This window comes from Pseudomonas sp. W17, from assembly GCF_040268305.1.
In the GTDB taxonomy this organism is placed as follows: domain Bacteria; phylum Pseudomonadota; class Gammaproteobacteria; order Pseudomonadales; family Pseudomonadaceae; genus Aquipseudomonas; species Aquipseudomonas protegens.
In genome coordinates, this window is record NZ_CP158490.1 from 5,106,368 (window position 1) to 5,120,680 (window position 14,313).

16 protein-coding genes are annotated in these 14,313 nt (G+C 64.2%); 7 read left to right on the top strand and 9 right to left on the bottom strand.

The genetic code is table 11. The features are described from left to right. Nucleotides 1-33: 33 nt before the first annotated feature. A complete protein-coding gene (glp, locus tag ABCR88_RS23250; RefSeq protein WP_236184193.1) occupies nt 34-1,221 on the bottom strand; it encodes a gephyrin-like molybdotransferase Glp in 1,188 nt (395 codons plus the stop codon). A 22-nt stretch (nt 1,222-1,243) separates the two neighbouring features. After that, a complete protein-coding gene (gene moaB / locus ABCR88_RS23255; protein ID WP_015636514.1) occupies nt 1,244-1,783 on the bottom strand; it encodes a molybdenum cofactor biosynthesis protein B in 540 nt (179 codons plus the stop codon). A 242-nt stretch (nt 1,784-2,025) separates the two neighbouring features. On the opposite strand from moaB, the gene ABCR88_RS23260 reads away from it, so the two are divergent. Next, the gene (locus ABCR88_RS23260) at nt 2,026-2,247 is read left to right on the top strand and encodes a YgdI/YgdR family lipoprotein (RefSeq protein ID WP_015636515.1); all 222 of its coding nucleotides are present in this window, start codon (nt 2,026-2,028) and stop codon (nt 2,245-2,247) included. 73 nt (nt 2,248-2,320) lie between these two features. Here ABCR88_RS23260 and ABCR88_RS23265 read toward each other — a convergent pair whose 3' ends face one another. The 6 genes from ABCR88_RS23265 to ABCR88_RS23290 all read right to left on the bottom strand — a co-directional run bounded on the left by ABCR88_RS23265 (nt 2,321) and on the right by ABCR88_RS23290 (nt 6,618). After that, complete coding sequence (locus tag ABCR88_RS23265; protein WP_325985083.1) at nt 2,321-3,211, bottom strand: pseudouridine synthase; 891 nt, start codon at nt 3,209-3,211, stop codon at nt 2,321-2,323. 79 nt (nt 3,212-3,290) lie between these two features. Beyond that, the gene (locus tag ABCR88_RS23270; protein ID WP_232641630.1) at nt 3,291-3,611 is read right to left on the bottom strand and encodes a transcriptional regulator; all 321 of its coding nucleotides are present in this window, start codon (nt 3,609-3,611) and stop codon (nt 3,291-3,293) included. A gap of 40 nt (nt 3,612-3,651) precedes the next feature. Beyond that, a complete protein-coding gene (locus ABCR88_RS23275) occupies nt 3,652-4,098 on the bottom strand; it encodes a S24 family peptidase (protein ID WP_236183898.1) in 447 nt (148 codons plus the stop codon). Between the two features lie 111 nt (nt 4,099-4,209). Continuing rightward, nucleotides 4,210-4,446, bottom strand: coding sequence for a glutaredoxin family protein (locus tag ABCR88_RS23280; protein WP_011062501.1), 237 nt, complete (start codon nt 4,444-4,446; stop codon nt 4,210-4,212). Nucleotides 4,447-4,515: 69 nt separating this feature from the next. Continuing rightward, complete coding sequence (locus ABCR88_RS23285) at nt 4,516-5,487, bottom strand: acyltransferase (protein ID WP_325985084.1); 972 nt, start codon at nt 5,485-5,487, stop codon at nt 4,516-4,518. A gap of 36 nt (nt 5,488-5,523) precedes the next feature. Beyond that, nucleotides 5,524-6,618, bottom strand: coding sequence for an acyltransferase (locus tag ABCR88_RS23290; RefSeq protein WP_236183900.1), 1,095 nt, complete (start codon nt 6,616-6,618; stop codon nt 5,524-5,526). Between the two features lie 220 nt (nt 6,619-6,838). On the opposite strand from ABCR88_RS23290, the gene ABCR88_RS23295 reads away from it, so the two are divergent. Next, entirely contained in the window at nt 6,839-8,794 is a 1,956-nt protein-coding gene (locus tag ABCR88_RS23295; RefSeq protein ID WP_232641635.1) for a monovalent cation:proton antiporter family protein, read from the top strand. 62 nt (nt 8,795-8,856) lie between these two features. Here ABCR88_RS23295 and ABCR88_RS23300 read toward each other — a convergent pair whose 3' ends face one another. Then, on the bottom strand, nt 8,857-10,065 hold the full coding sequence (locus tag ABCR88_RS23300; RefSeq protein WP_011062505.1) for an ammonium transporter: 1,209 nt from the start codon (nt 10,063-10,065) through the stop codon (nt 8,857-8,859). 335 nt (nt 10,066-10,400) lie between these two features. On the opposite strand from ABCR88_RS23300, the gene ABCR88_RS23305 reads away from it, so the two are divergent. The 5 genes from ABCR88_RS23305 (at nt 10,401) to ABCR88_RS23325 (ending at nt 14,290) form a co-directional block, all read left to right on the top strand. Then, on the top strand, nt 10,401-10,715 hold the full coding sequence (locus tag ABCR88_RS23305) for a YqjD family protein (protein ID WP_011062506.1): 315 nt from the start codon (nt 10,401-10,403) through the stop codon (nt 10,713-10,715). A gap of 1 nt (nt 10,716) precedes the next feature. Continuing rightward, a complete protein-coding gene (locus ABCR88_RS23310) occupies nt 10,717-11,106 on the top strand; it encodes a phage holin family protein (RefSeq protein ID WP_011062507.1) in 390 nt (129 codons plus the stop codon). Beyond that, a complete protein-coding gene (locus tag ABCR88_RS23315) occupies nt 11,103-11,444 on the top strand; it encodes a hypothetical protein (protein WP_041119369.1) in 342 nt (113 codons plus the stop codon). Before ABCR88_RS23310 ends, ABCR88_RS23315 begins: the two co-directional genes overlap by 4 nt. 125 nt (nt 11,445-11,569) lie before the next feature. Further along, nucleotides 11,570-12,733, top strand: coding sequence for an EAL domain-containing protein (locus ABCR88_RS23320; RefSeq protein ID WP_232641636.1), 1,164 nt, complete (start codon nt 11,570-11,572; stop codon nt 12,731-12,733). 225 nt (nt 12,734-12,958) lie between these two features. After that, complete coding sequence (locus ABCR88_RS23325) at nt 12,959-14,290, top strand: deoxyguanosinetriphosphate triphosphohydrolase (RefSeq protein WP_350403612.1); 1,332 nt, start codon at nt 12,959-12,961, stop codon at nt 14,288-14,290. Nucleotides 14,291-14,313 lie beyond the last annotated feature (23 nt).

A 14,313-nucleotide genomic window follows, 5' to 3' on the forward strand; every position in this document is an offset into this window, starting at 1 on the left:
GGGCCGGTGGCAGTCGGGCCCGCGCTGCCGGGGTCAATCCAGCACTTCACTCAGGGGAATGAAGTTGACCCGATCACCCGGCACCAGGGTCCGCCCTTCAAGCACCTCCACCAGCCCTTCGGCCCAGGCCGCACTGCGCAACACGCCCGAGCTCTGGTTGCGGTAGATAATCGCCTGCCCGTTCTCCAGGCGCCCCCGCAGGTATTCGCGGCGATTGCCGGGCTGGGGCCAGGCAAAACCCGCCGGCACCTGGAAGCTCAGGGGCTGCACCTGCTGCACGCCCTGGCGACGCAACAGGTAGGGGCGCGCCAGCAGGGCGAAGGTCACCAGGGTCGATGCCGGATTGCCGGGCAGGCCAATCACCGGCACACCCCGAAAATGGCCGAAGGTCAACGGCTTGCCGGGCTTGATCGCCAGCTTCCACAGGGCCAGCTCGCCCTCTTCGCGCAGGGCGATGCCCAGGAAGTCCGCCTCTCCCACCGAGACACCACCGGTGGACAGGATCAGGTCGACCTCCCCCAGTTCGGCCAGGCGCTGGCGGGTCGCGGCCAGATCGTCAGGGAGGATTCCCGCATCCAGCACCTCACAGCCCAGGCGCTGCAACCAACTGCACAGCACCACCCGGTTACTGTTGTAGATCTGGCCCGGCCCCAGGGGCTGGCCAGGTTCCACCAGTTCGTCACCGGTGGACAGCACCGCCACCCGGACCCGGCGCACCACTTCAAGCTCGGCGCAGCCCAGGGAGGCAGCCAGGCCTTGCTCGATCGGCCCCAGGCGAGTGCCAGCCGCGAGCACCTGCTCGCCCACCGTAGTTTCCTGGCCCTGAGGGCGAATGTTCTGACCCAGTTGCAGAGGTTCGCTAAACAGCACGCGCTGATCGTCCTGGACCTGGGCGTTTTCCTGCATCTCGACGCAGTCCGCCCCGGCCGGCACCGGCGCACCGGTGAAAATCCGCGCGCAGGTCCCGGGCTGCAGTGGCTCAGGCGCCTGACCGGCAAAGATCCGCTGACTGACCGGCAGGGGTTCCCCCCGCCAGTCCTCCAGGCGCAGGGCGTAACCGTCCATGGCGCTGTTGGGCCAGGGCGGCAGGTCCAGGCTGGAGATCAGCGCCTCGGCCAGCACCCGGCCCTGAGTCGCCGCCAACGGCAAGCGCTCACGCTCGAGGATGGGGGCCGAACCGGCCATCGCCAACAGGCGCTCCAATGCCTCTTCCACCGGCATCAGGGCGCCCTGCTTGCCCGGCTTACCCGCGGGATTCACAGGGTGCCGCCTGTTTCAGGTGAGGAACGAAATTGCACGGCCGGTGCCGCGAATCCAGCTGCTCGGCGAGGATGCCGTCCCAGCCGGTGCGCACCGCATTGGTGGAACCTGGCAGGCAGCACACCAGGGTGCCATTGGCCAGCCCTGCCAGTGCCCGGGACTGCACAGTGGAAGTGCCGATATCGGCGACCGATATCTGCCGGAACAGTTCGCCAAAGCCGTCGACCTGCTTGTCCAGCAGGCAGGCCACGGCTTCCGGGGTGCTGTCACGGCCAGTGAAGCCGGTACCGCCGGTGATCAGCACCACCTGCACCACGTCGTCGGCAATCCAGGTCGCGACCTGGGCGCGGATCTTGTACAGATCGTCCTTGAGCAGCACCCGTGCCGCCAGACGATGGCCGGCGGCGCCCAGGCGCTCGACAAACACCTGCCCGGAGGTGTCGGTTTCCAGGGTGCGGGTATCACTGACAGTCAGTACCGCAATGTTCAGCGGCGCAAAAGGTACATCAGCCTTGGCTTTCATAGGCTCGATCCAAAGGTAGGAGAAACAGCCCGTTGTTATATCACAGCGCTCCGGCCTGCCGCCGCTGTGGCCTCGGCAATAGCCCCCAGTGGGTAGACGCTGTTGCGAACTCGGCTAATCTGCCGCGGCGAACGCCTGCGATCTGCCCGGCAACGTGGCAGAATGTCCCTGGCCAAGGAACTTGCAGACGTTGTATACGTCTGAAGACCAGCACTCAAAAGTACTCATTTCGGAGACACACAATGACTCAACGGACCCTCGCCACTCTCATGCTCGCACTGGGCCTGGCCACTCTCGCCGGTTGCGCCTCGCCGACAGTGATCACCTTGAATGACGGTCGCGAAATCCAGGCCGTCGATACCCCTAAATACGACAAGGATTCCGGTTTCTACGAGTTTGAACAGCTGGACGGCAAGCAGACTCGCATCAACAAGGATCAGGTCCGTACCGTCAAAGAGCTGTAAGCCTGACGGTTGTCGACCTGAAAACAATAAAACCCGCCTGGTGCGGGTTTTATTGTTTCTGCGCCTGGGGTATTCACCACTGCAGGCTGATGCGGCTCTCGAACTCGCGTTCCTGCCCGGTCAACGGGTCGATGAAACGCAGCCCCTGGGCCAGCAGCTTCAGCGGCCGGGCATAGTCGTCCTCGATGTCCTTGAGCACCTCGGGATAAAAGGGATCGTTGCAGATCGCCGCTCCCAGGGCATTCATATGCACCCGCAGTTGGTGCTTCTTGCCCGTTACCGGGTACAGGGCGTAACGCCACAGCTCGCCGTGTTTCTCCCTGACCTCGATGGCTGTTTCGGTATTACTTGGCCCCTGCGCTTCTTGCATGCGGAAGAAGGGCTCACCGTCCACCAGCCGGCTCTTGTACAGCAGCGGAAAGTTCAACTGCGGCAAGGCAGCGGCAATCGCCTCGTAGCGTTTTTCTATCTTGCGGGTGGGAAACAGCGCCTGATAGGCCGAGCGACTGTCTGGGTTCGCGGAGAACAGCACCAGCCCAGCCGTATGCCGGTCGATACGATGCAGGGGCACCAGGTGCGGGTTGCCCAGGCGCCGGATCAAGCGCCGCAGCAACGTCTGCTCGACGTACTCTCCTGCCGGGGTCACCGGCAAAAAGTGCGGCTTGTCCGCCACCACCAGATGCTCATCGGCGTAGAGGATGGTTTCCTCGACCGGAATCACCTTTTCATCCGGCACCTCGCGAAAGTAGTGAATCCTCAAGCCTTCGCGATAGGCCAGCTCCAGACTGATGGGCTGGCCCTGCCCGTCCAGCACCCGGCCACGGGCGATACGGTCCAGCCACTGCTCGCGGCTGATGGCCTTGAAGTGATCACACAGGCAATCCAGCACCGTCGCCCAGGAGCCGGGGGGCAGGTACAAGGTACTGGCCTGATGCTGTGCAGCGGAAAAAGGTGCAGATGACATACAAAAAGCTCGAAGGATCAATGCAGGGCGGCATTATCCAACAGCCGCCACAAGGAACCTAGGAACAGTTTCCGAGGTTTCAGGCGCAGGACTGCTTGGCCAGGGCCGCGGCCTCGGTGAACTCCTTGAGCCAGCGCAGTACATCCACCGCCTCCCAGCGGCCCGGATCGTAGAGGGCGTACAACAGCCCCTGGTAACCCACCACATCCAGTTGCCGGTGGTAGCCCGCACGCTGGAACAAGGCTTCGATCTCGGCAAAGCAGGTGTTGAAGTGCAGCTTGTTGAAAGGCGTCTTGCCTTCGGTGACCAGCCCGTCCAGGCGCAGCTCAAGCACCGCTTCACGCACCACATCGGTGGGCATGCTGTTCACGCTGTTTTTCAGTTGTTCGACATTGACCATCATCTATTCCTTTAACGGTTTGAAGCGTCCACCACACTCATCAGGGCTGCTTGCGCCCCACATAACTGACCACCCACAACACCACGCCCCAGATCTCGATCGAGCCCAGGTCATCCAGAACGATGGCGGGGATTGAAGGGCGCGCCGCCTTGAGCAGCAAGCCGCCACGAGGATCGGGCGCCAGCAGGCGCAGCGAGTATTCGCTGGCGCCCTGGGCCCGAACCACCAGGTACTGGTCGACCGCCGGAGTGGCCGAGCGGTCGACGATCAACCGGTCACCGGGGTAGATGCCGAACCCCAGCAGGTTGTCATCGTCCACCAGCAGGCCATGGATCTGCGGCGCGCCCAGGCCCAGGGTCCGGTCGAGGGAAAAACCGCTGCCGCTGGGGCCATCGGCCAACGCGGCAGGCTCGCTGTCACCCTGCGGCGCAAAGCGGGCTGGCATCGGTTGCGAGCGTTCGGTACCGGTCAGGAAAGTGAGAGACATGGCGAGACTCCTCGATAGCTGTATATGCATACAGTAAACCAATCGAGAGCTCTCGCCAATGAATTCGCACGATGAGCGACGGGCGGAAACCCTGCCCGCCCCCCTGATGCATCAGCGCAGGAAGGCCACCACTTGCTCGGCGTCGAAGGGCCAGCCCAGCTCGGCGCCGGTATCCACCCGGCGCAGTACCGGGATGCGCAGGCCGTAGCTGTCGAACAGTTGCTGGCTGTCGGCGATATCCACCAGTTCGACCATCAGGCCGTGTTCCACCAGGGGCATCAGCTCGGCCTCGGCCAGTTCGCACAGGTGGCATCCAAGGGTGCCGAACAATTGGCATTCAGGGGGCATGACTGGGCAACCAAAAAAGAACAGGTGCCTATTCTAGGCCCGAGAGAAAAAGCCGTCGACCAGGCGCCCTCAGAGAATGAAACGGACCCGGCGACTGGCCATGATCAACAGCGGCGCAACGCCAAAGGCCAGCAGCAGGACCAGCCCGGCCATGCCGTTGCCATAGGCCATGCCCAGGGACAAGGCGCCGAAGATGAACCAGGGATGCACGTAATACACCGCCGAAGACAGCTTGGCCGCGAAGTTGCTCCGGGAAGCCCGGAAGTACACCTGGGGCAACAGGAACAGCGCCGGGGCAACAACCAGCAACGAGGCGAGGAAGTCGAAATTCTGCTCTACATCGGCGCGCAGGGCGAAGTTCAGCGCCGCCTCGGCCAGGATCAGCCCCAACCCCAGCACTAGCCAGCAGCACACCCCGCGCCGGCTGAGCCGCTCTGCCAAGCGATGCCGGGCACAAAGAAAGCCGATGGCCATGAACGGGAAGCCCATGAACAGGAAATTGCGTGCGGTGTAGTCGTTCTGATTGAAGTGCTGGAGAAAGCCGTTGGGCAGTTCGTAGTAGACCCGCGCGTACTGCAGGCCCAGACCGATGAGGAACGCCATCAGGGCCAGGCCGATCAGCGCACTTGAACACCAGCGACGCAGCACCAGCAGCATCGCTGCGCCGCCGAGCATGCCCACCAGGTACCAGAGGTGGAAATAGCCGATCAGCAGCTTCTTCACGACCCCCAGCACCCCGCCCAGGCTGGCGATGGTGCTCGGGTCGATGTACTGCGGGCTGTAGACCAGCATCCAGAACAGGTAGAGCAGAAGGCCGCGCTTGAACCACTGGGCGAAGGAATGGCCGCTCTCCAGGGTCTGGAAGAGGTAGTAGCCGTTGATGATGAAGAACGTCGGCACCGCCACCCGGAACAGGCCGTTGCACAGCAAGTAGCCGACCCAGGTGTAATTGCCCCCCAGCAGCTTGCAGTGCAGCGCCACCACCATCACCGCCAGCAGGACTTTCAGCGCGTCGAGGTTTGCGTTGAGCACTTTCGGCATCGATGGCTACCCGAGTAAGCAGGAAGGACCGGACGACTACACCGGATCGTAGTGTTTGCGACGGGGGGCGGTACTGAACCGGCGCTTGCAGTAGGCCGTGGCACGATCGAGGATCGGCTTTTCATAAAAGTGATAGCCAACCCAGCCATAGCAGACCACCGCCGTCATCATCAGCACGATGAAGGCCAGGTTATCCACATAGCTCTCGGGCCAGGCGCCGATCACCTGCCAGGCCCGGCCGACGACCCCCAGCACCAGTAAGTGGGATAGATAGATGGTGTAAGACATATCACCGGTGGCTATAAGAAACCCTGGCATACGTATCAGTTGCCGCCGCTCCAGCAAGGCCAGGGACAGGGTCAGGGTACCGAAGGTCAGGCCCACCGCGAGCATCCTCGGCAAGCCCTCGGTGAAGAACAGCTGGTAGGCGTAGATCAGCGGAAACCCCACCAGCAGAGCCGCCGCCAGCGCGACCCAGACCAGCGCCGTCGGCACCCTGGCGCTATGGGGTCCGTAGAAGAACAGCGCCAGGGCACTGCCGGCAATGAACTCCAGGGCGTAGGGATGGAGGATGATCTTCAGCGCCGGGGAATAGTCCTGCCAGTTCTGCAGCAGGTTGAACACCACCAGCGCCACCGCCCACAGCAGCAGGATCAGCGGCAGGCGCTTTTCCTTGAAGAACAGGAACAGGGTGAACATCAGGTAGAACCACAGCTCGAACAGCAGCGACCAGGCCACCATCACCAGCAGCACCCGGTCATTGGGCAGCAGCAGGAAGGACATCCACAGGTTGGAGCCGCCGTGGGAGCTGTTCACCAGCGCCGGCTGCCACAGATACACCCCCAGGGTGATGAAGAAATACAGCCAGTAGGTGGGGTAAATCCGGGACAGGCGGTTGAACAGGAAGCGCTGGGTCTCGACGGTTTTCTGAAAGCGCCCACGACTGACGATGACCATCACGAAGCCGCTGATGACAAAGAACAGGTCGACCCCGAGCTGGAAGAAATTCAGCATGACCGGCAGCAGGATGTCACCGCCCGAATACTTGATTTCCACCGACATCATGTGGAACAGCACCACGCCCAACACCGCGGCGCCCCGCAACCCTTGCAGTGAATACAGACGCTCCATACACCTCTCCGACACCTCACTGGCAGGGTCCTGTGGATAACCCCGTCACCCGGGCACCGCCTTTATCGACAGTTTCTGAGCATAGCGAAGGCTCATGAATATGAGACATTCTCGACAAACAATGACCTGAATCAGCGTCACTCTCTGCGGCCCGGGTAATCCTCGCGCCTTTTTTTGCCTCTAGGCTTTGCCTTGCCCGCCCCCTGTCCGGAGATGCCCGTTGTTTGCCAATCTGCTGATCATTCTTGCCTCCTCGCTGGTGGTGATTGCGTTGTTCCGGCGCCTGAGCCTGCCCCCGGTGCTGGGCTATCTGTCGGTGGGCCTGATGGTCGGCCCCACGGCGCTGGACTGGGTCAACGACAGTGAGGACCTGCCCGATCTGGCGGAACTGGGGGTGGTATTCCTGCTGTTCTCCCTGGGCCTGGAGTTCTCCTTGTCGAAGATGCTTGCCCTGCGCCACGTGGTGTTTGGCCTGGGCAGCCTGCAAGTGCTGTGCACCGGCTTGATCCTCGGGGTCCTCCTGGCCCTGTTCGGCATGCCCCTGACCGCAGCGCTGATGCTCGGCACCGGGCTGGCCCTGTCCTCCACCGCCATCGTCAGCAAGGAATTGACCAGCCTTGGCGAGATCTTCAGCAGCCACGGGCAGAACGCCATTGGCGTGCTGCTGTTCCAGGACGTGGTGGCGGTGCTGTTGCTGACCCTGGTGCCAGTCTTCGCCGGCAGCAGCGAGCACGCCTGGTACTGGGCCCTGCCGGCGACCCTGGGCAAGACCGTGGTGCTGTTCGTCGGCCTGCTGCTGGCCAGCCGCTGGCTGTTGCCGCGGCTGTTCCATGAAGTGGCCGCTTCGCACTCCGCCGAACTCTTTGTGCTGCTGGCCCTGGTGATCGTCCTGCTCACCGCCTGGCTCACCCACCTGCTGGGCCTGTCACCGGCCCTGGGGGCCTTCCTCGCCGGCATGCTGCTGGGGGAAAGCCATTACCGGCATCAGATCGAGGCCGACATCCGCCCGTTCCGCGACATTCTGCTGGGGCTGTTCTTCGTCAGCATCGGCATGCTCATCGACCTGCAACTGTTCATCGACCATGCCCTGCTGATCACCGGCCTGACCCTGGCCCTGCTGCTGATCAAGGGTTCGGTGGTGGCGACCCTGCTCAAGCTGCGCGGCAGCGATGGCGAAACCGCCTGGCGCAGCGGCCTGGCCCTGGCCCAGGGCGGTGAATTCTGCTTCGCCCTGATGGCGCAGATGCAGCTCAGCCAGATGATCCCGCCCGACATCAGCAGCCTGCTGCTGGCCGCCACCTTCTGCTCGATGCTGGTAACCCCGCTGTTGCTGCGAGCGGCGCCAGTCATCACCGCCCGCCTGCACCGCAAGCCCAACCAGGCCGCGCAACTGGAGGAAATCAGCGCGCAGAACGCCGAGCTGCAAGGCCATGTACTGATTTGCGGATATGGCCGGGTCGGCCAGTCCATTGGCCGCTTCCTGCGCCACGAGCAACTGCGCTACATCGCCCTGGACGATGATCCGGTGCGGGTCCAGGAAGCGTCTGCGGGAGAAAGCTGCGTGCACTACGGCGACTGCCGGCGCGGCGACCTCCTGGCCGCAGTCGGCCTGGAACGGGCGCGGCTGCTGGTGATCGCAGTGGACAAGAGCGATATCGCGCTGACGGTGCTCAAGGCGGCGCGCCGCCTGGACCGCACGGTGCCGATCCTGGTGCGCACCCGCGATGACAGTCAGTTGGCGGAACTCAAGGCCGCCGGCGCCAACGAAGTGGTGCCCGAACTGCTGGAGTCGAGCCTGATGCTCGCCTCCCATGCCCTGATCATGCTCGGCCTGCCGGAGCAGAGAGTGCAGCGCACCGTGGATGAAGTGCGCCACAGCCGCTACCAACTGCTGCACGGCTTCTATCACGGCACCCAGAACAGCGCCCAGGACAACCGCGAACCGCCGGCGGTGCAGATGCACGCGGTCAGCCTCGACGCCGATGCCTACGCCTGCAACCGACCATTGCAGGCGTTGGGCCTGGAGGCACTGGGCGTGGATATACGCGGGGTGCAACGCGATGGCAACGACCTGCCGCTGAACCCCAGCCCGCGCCTGCAAGCCGGCGACCGGGTGCTGGTGTCCGGCCCGCAGGCGGCCATCGAAGCTTGCGAAGCACGCCTGCAAGCCGGTTGAAGCCACCCAGACCAAACCCCGGGCGGCGAGCGCCCAGGGTCATCAATACCAGGGGCGTCGTCTCAGTCCTGGCTCACCGCGCCGATCTTGTGCAGCGACAGGTCGGCGCCGTAGTACTCCTGTTCCTGGGTCAGGCGCAGCCCGCAGACCGCCTTGATCACCCCATACACGGCCAGGCCGCCCAGCAGCGCCACCGCCACCCCGAGGCCGGTGCCGATCAACTGGCTGACCAGGCTGACCCCACCCAGGCCGCCCAGGGCACTCTGGCCAAAGATCCCGCAGGCAATGCCGCCCCATACACCGCACAGGCCATGCAACGGCCAGACCCCGAGCACGTCGTCGATCTTCCATTGGCTCTGCGCGGCGATGAAGCACCAGACGAACAGCGCTCCGGCAATGGCGCCGGTGATCAAGGCGCCCACCGGGTGCATCAGGTCCGAGCCGGCGCAGATCGCCACCAGCCCGGCCAGCGGGCCGTTATGCAGGAAGCCCGGGTCGTTACGGCCGACGATCAGCGCCGCCACCGTGCCGCCCACCATGGCCATCAGCGAGTTCACCGCCACCAGCCCGCTGACGCCCTGCAAGGTCTGGGCGCTCATGACGTTGAAGCCGAACCAGCCGACAATCAGGATCCACGAGCCCAGGGCCAGGAACGGAATGCTCGACGGCGCGAACGCCACCAGCTTGCCGTCGCGGTAGCGGCCATTGCGCGGCCCCAGCAACAGCACCGCGGCCAGGGCCAGCCAGCCTCCCATGGCGTGCACCACCACCGAGCCGGCAAAGTCATGGAAGCCGGCACCAAAGCGCTGCTGCAACCAGGCCTGCACCCCGAAGTTGCCGTTCCACACCAGCCCTTCGAAAAACGGGTAGACAAAGGCCACGATCAGCACCGTGGCGCACAATTGCGGCACAAAACGCGCGCGCTCGGCGATGCCACCGGAGATAATCGCCGGGATCGCTGCGGCGAAGGTCAGCAGGAAGAAGAACTTCACCAGGCCGTAGCCGTGATCGGCACTGATCACCGCCGCCGGTTGCAGGAAGCTCACGCCGTAAGAGATCCAATAGCCTATAAAGAAATAGGCCAGGGTCGAGACGGCGAAGTCACTGAGGATCTTCGATAGCGCATTGACCTGGTTCTTCTGCCGGACGGTGCCGACTTCGAGGAAGGCAAAGCCGGCGTGCATGGCCAGGACCATGACCGCGCCGATCAGGATGAACAGGGTGTTGGAACCGTGGACCAGGGTGTCCACAGCGCTTTGCAGGTTTTCCATGGAGTAGGCAGATCCGAAATCGGCCAGCCGTTCCCTGGCAGGGCGCCCCGCTCCTTGCACCAAGTTGGCTCCCGGGCGCGCCATTGCACGCATTCGGTGAACCGTTTTGGCGCGCCTGGGGCGGCACGACAAACCACGGGGTGGGGACTGACCTGAGGTTATGGTTTTCTTGGCCAGGGTTTACGCGGGCTACAGCGCGACCCTCGCTCGTTTTCGGCGCAGGCCCGAGGCCTGGCGCACCAGGACAAAGCAAAAGCTGTACCAGACAATTGCAGTGAACCTTCGCCCAGGGCTCACACTCATAGCTCACACAAGCAACTAACGGAGATGGAACCATGGCCAGCAAAACGGCAAAGACGGCTCAAGAAGTACTGATGGCGGATTTTCAGGCACTGGTCAGTGACACGGAGCGTCTGCTGGAACACACCGCGACCCTGGCCGGCGACCAGGCCGACGAGTTGCGCGAGCAGATCCACGACAGCCTGCTCAAGGCCCGGGAGACCCTGCAACTGACCGAAGACTCCCTGCGTCAGCGGGGCCAGGCAGCGGTCACCGCCGCCGAGGACTATGTGCAGAGCAACCCTTGGCAATCGGTGGGCATCGCCGCCGGCGTGGGCTTCCTGATCGGCCTCCTGGCGACGCGGCGCTGATATGGCTATCGGCGAATCCACTTCGTCCGGCAGCGGCCCGAGCGCGTCTTCGCGGCGCCTGGGGGCGGCAGTCCTGGGGCTGCTGCACAGCCATGTCGAGCTGTTCGGCATCGAGTTGCAGGAGCAGAAAGCACGCACCGTGAGCCTGCTGCTGTTCGCCGGGCTGGCCCTGGTGTTCGCCCTGCTGTTGCTGGTGGGGCTGTCGGCACTGGTGCTGATCCTGTTGTGGGACAGCTATCGCCTGGCTGGAATCATCGGCCTGTGCGTGTTCTACACCCTGGCGGCGATCTTCTGCGGATTGCGCCTCAAGGCAGCGATCTTCGATGAATCCTCACCTTTCCACGCCACCCTCGAAGAGTTGGCCAATGATCGGGAGCGCCTCCTGCCATGAAACTGCCTGAAGTCCCGCAGAACACTTCACGCCGGGAAATGCGCAAGGTACTGATCCGCCTGCGCATGGAAATGCACCGCCAGGAAATCCGCCACGAGTCCCAGCAACTGCTGCAACCCCTGCAACGGGTCCGCGGCCTGGGGCAGAGCTGGCAGGAAGGCTTGGGCATCAAGCACGCCCCGCTGTGGGGCGTGGCAGTGGTGACGCTCCTGGGCTTCATCACCGGCAAGGGTGCCAAGAGCGGCGCCGCCGGCGGCCTCACACGCCTGGTTCGCCTGGGCACCACACTGGTGCCGCTGATCAAGCTGGTGATGCAAGGCTCCTCGCGCAAATCCTGAGCGGCGCTATCTGGCTGCATTCTTGCTAAGCAACCCGGATCGGCCCCTTTACCCAGGGGCCGGTTCGTGGCCGCCTACCCGTCAGCCACGGCCCTACTCCACCCAGACTCTTATAAGGAGGCCCTGTGATCGACGGGCAACCGCTCGCCTGCTTCCAGCCCTTCATCGACACCGCCACCGGGCGTATCGCCGGGGTCGAAGCCCTGGGCCGCCTACGCCAGGACAATGGCCAACTGGCGTCCGTGGGACCGCTGTTCGCCGATCCTCGAAACCCCTCCAGCGCCCTGCGCCGCCTTGACCGGCTGATCCGCGACGACGCCCTGCGGCGCCTGCACGAGGCACCCGCGGACTGGTTCCTGAGCCTGAACATTTCCCCCCGCTGGATCAGCCGCCTGCGCCCCGGGCAGCCCTTGCCCAGCCTCAAGCAATTGCAGCAGAACCGCGTAGACCCGCGGCGCATCGTGTTCGAGATCACTGAACTGGGGGGCAATAGCCAACGCCTCAGCGAAGTGGTGGCGCGCTACCGCCAGGCTGGGGCACGGATCGCCATCGACGACTTCGGCGCCGGCTACTCGCAACTGGACCGGGTGCTGGCGCTGCAACCGGACATCCTCAAGCTCGACATGCGCCTGTTCCAGGCCGCGGCCCGGGGCGGCCCCAGCAGCGACGTGGTCAAGGCCCTGGCGCAGATGGCGGAGAAGACCGGCTGCTGGATCATCGCCGAAGGTGTGGAAACCGAAGCCGAACTGGATTTCGCCCTGGAGTGCGGCTCGCGCTATGTACAGGGCTTCCTGTTTGCCCAGGCCGAGCAACTGTTTTACCCCAGCGATGCCTTCGTCCAGCCCTTCGCCCGCCTGCGCGAGCGCTACGTGCGGCACAAGCTGGCCGAACGCAACCGGCTGATGCGCATGCGCCTGCAACTGGCCGAACTGATGAACCTGCTGCAGGCCTGGGCCCAGGCCCAGGCGCCCATCAGCCAACTGCCCCGGGTCGAGGCCTTTCCCTGGCTGCTGCGTTTCTATCAGTGCGACCGCCATGGCACCCAACTGACCCCGAACCTGGAATGGCGCCACAACAGCTGGCAGGCCGACAGCAGCTACGTTGGCCACAACTGGTCCTGGCGCCCGTACTTCTATCACCTGCTGGCCGAAGGCTGGGAGGAGCGACGCCTGACCCTGTCCAACACCTACCGCGACGCCACCAGCAACCAGTATTGCCTGACCGCCGGGCAGTTTTTCGACAACGGCCAGCGCCTGCTGCTGATCGACATCGACGCGGCCGGCCTGTAACCCCGTCCCGTTTGCCGGCGAACGCAGCGCCACGATGGATGCACGAACTGCGGGCCCTTTCGCCGGCAAGCCGGCTCCTACAGGTGGGCCGCAGGCCATGCCATTTCCGTGCAGGAGCTGGCTTGCCAGCGAAGGCGTCGACACAAGCGCAGACCATGCGCCTCTTGCGGCCACGCTCGAGAAACCGGAAGCTCTGCCCTTCAGTTTTTTTCGGAGAGACCCGCCTTGGATTGGCAGACCCTGCTCAACCGCGAACGCCTCGCAAAGCCAGTGCACAGCCCGGAAGAACTCGGCCGTAGCCCTTTCCACAAAGACCACGACCGCATCATCTTCTCCGGTGCCTTCCGCCGCCTGGGGCGCAAGACCCAGGTGCACCCGGTGTCCAGCAACGACCATATCCACACCCGCCTGACCCACTCCCTGGAAGTCAGCTGTGTAGGTCGTTCCCTGGGCATGCGCGTCGGCGAGACCCTGCGCAGCGCCCTGCCCGACTGGTGTGAACCCAGCGACCTGGGGATGGTGGTGCAATCGGCCTGCCTGGCCCACGACATCGGCAACCCGCCCTTCGGCCACTCCGGGGAAGACGCCATCCGCCACTGGTTCCAGCAAGCCGCCGGGCGGGGCTGGCTGGATGCGATGAGCGAGGCCGAACGCCAGGACTTCCTCAACTTCGAAGGCAACGCCCAGGGCTTCCGGGTGCTTACCCAGCTCGAATACCACCAGTTCGATGGCGGCACCCGGCTCACCTACGCCACCCTCGGCACCTACCTCAAGTACCCCTGGACCGCGCGCCATGCCGACTCCCTGGGCTACAAGAAGCACAAGTTCGGCTGCTACCAGAGCGAGCTGCCGCTGCTGGAACAGATCGCCCACAAGCTGGGCCTGCCCCAGCTGGAAGACCAGCGCTGGGCCCGACACCCGCTGGTGTACCTGATGGAAGCGGCGGACGACATCTGCTACGCCCTGATCGACCTTGAGGATGGCCTGGAGATGGACCTGCTGGAGTACGCCGAAGTCGAGGCGCTGCTACTCGGCCTGGTGGGCGACGACCTGCCGGAAACCTATCGCCAGCTGGGCCCCAGCGATTCACGCCGGCGACGCCTGGCGATCCTGCGGGGCAAAGCCATCGAGCACCTGACCAACGCCGCCGCCCGGGCCTTTGTCGAACAGCAGGACGCCCTGCTGGCCGGCACCCTGCACGGCGACCTGGTGGAGCACATGCATGGTCCGGCCAAGCGTTGCGTACTCAATGCCAAGGATGTGGCGCGGCGCAAGATCTTCCAGGACAAGCGCAAGACCCTGCACGAGATCGGCGCCTACACCACCCTGGAGATCCTGCTGAACTCCTTCTGCGGCGCGGCGCTGGAACAGCACGGCGGCAAGAGCCCCTCGTTCAAGAACCGGCGGATCCTCGATCTGCTGGGCAATAACGCACCGGACCCGAACTGGCCGTTGCATACCTCGTTCCTGCGCATGATCGATTTCATCGCCGGCATGACCGACAGCTATGCCAGTGAGATGGCCCGGGAAATGACCGGGCGCTCCAGCCCGCAATAACCGTCATTCATCAAGTGCCCGGC

Coding starts and splice junctions, on each gene's coding strand:
- glp (WP_236184193.1), bottom strand. CDS start 1,221: ATGCCGGTGGAAGAGGCATTGGAGCGCCTGTTGGCGATGGCCGGTTCG.
- moaB (WP_015636514.1), bottom strand. CDS start 1,783: ATGAAAGCCAAGGCTGATGTACCTTTTGCGCCGCTGAACATTGCGGTA.
- ABCR88_RS23260 (WP_015636515.1), top strand. CDS start 2,026: ATGACTCAACGGACCCTCGCCACTCTCATGCTCGCACTGGGCCTGGCC.
- ABCR88_RS23265 (WP_325985083.1), bottom strand. CDS start 3,211: ATGTCATCTGCACCTTTTTCCGCTGCACAGCATCAGGCCAGTACCTTG.
- ABCR88_RS23270 (WP_232641630.1), bottom strand. CDS start 3,611: ATGGTCAATGTCGAACAACTGAAAAACAGCGTGAACAGCATGCCCACC.
- ABCR88_RS23275 (WP_236183898.1), bottom strand. CDS start 4,098: ATGTCTCTCACTTTCCTGACCGGTACCGAACGCTCGCAACCGATGCCA.
- ABCR88_RS23280 (WP_011062501.1), bottom strand. CDS start 4,446: ATGCCCCCTGAATGCCAATTGTTCGGCACCCTTGGATGCCACCTGTGC.
- ABCR88_RS23285 (WP_325985084.1), bottom strand. CDS start 5,487: ATGCCGAAAGTGCTCAACGCAAACCTCGACGCGCTGAAAGTCCTGCTG.
- ABCR88_RS23290 (WP_236183900.1), bottom strand. CDS start 6,618: ATGGAGCGTCTGTATTCACTGCAAGGGTTGCGGGGCGCCGCGGTGTTG.
- ABCR88_RS23300 (WP_011062505.1), bottom strand. CDS start 10,065: ATGGAAAACCTGCAAAGCGCTGTGGACACCCTGGTCCACGGTTCCAAC.
- ABCR88_RS23305 (WP_011062506.1), top strand. CDS start 10,401: ATGGCCAGCAAAACGGCAAAGACGGCTCAAGAAGTACTGATGGCGGAT.
- ABCR88_RS23310 (WP_011062507.1), top strand. CDS start 10,717: ATGGCTATCGGCGAATCCACTTCGTCCGGCAGCGGCCCGAGCGCGTCT.
- ABCR88_RS23315 (WP_041119369.1), top strand. CDS start 11,103: ATGAAACTGCCTGAAGTCCCGCAGAACACTTCACGCCGGGAAATGCGC.